Genomic DNA, 244 nt, shown 5'->3' with positions numbered 1-244 from the left:
AGCATGGATCGTCCAAAAGGAATGGGCTTGGCAGTTGAATTCATGTCAGCCTCCCGTTTGAGGGTCCTTTGGGGCCTGCTTGCCGTGAAAGTGCTGGCCCGGCACCAGGCGCTCTCGTTGTTCCAGGGTGTTCGCGACCTGGACGGCGAGCCGATCCAGTGGAGCATGATCGTACTCGCTCTCGATCTGCGGTTCGCGGAAGTGCGTCGTGAAAACGCCCCAGAGGCGGCCATTGCTGCTGATG

At 60.2% G+C, this 244-nt stretch carries 1 protein-coding gene; it reads left to right on the top strand.

What is annotated here, in order from left to right; translation table 11 throughout:
* Positions 1 to 27: 27 nt before the first annotated feature.
* Positions 28 to 244: hypothetical protein (locus tag ELQ12_RS10115; protein ID WP_134264767.1), on the top strand; the 217-nt coding region annotated here is incomplete at its 3' end.

The sequence above is a fragment of the Campylobacter sp. US25a genome (assembly GCF_004379075.1).
Lineage (GTDB): Bacteria > Campylobacterota > Campylobacteria > Campylobacterales > Campylobacteraceae > Campylobacter_D > Campylobacter_D jejuni.
This window is presented reverse-complemented; position numbering and strand designations above follow the sequence as displayed.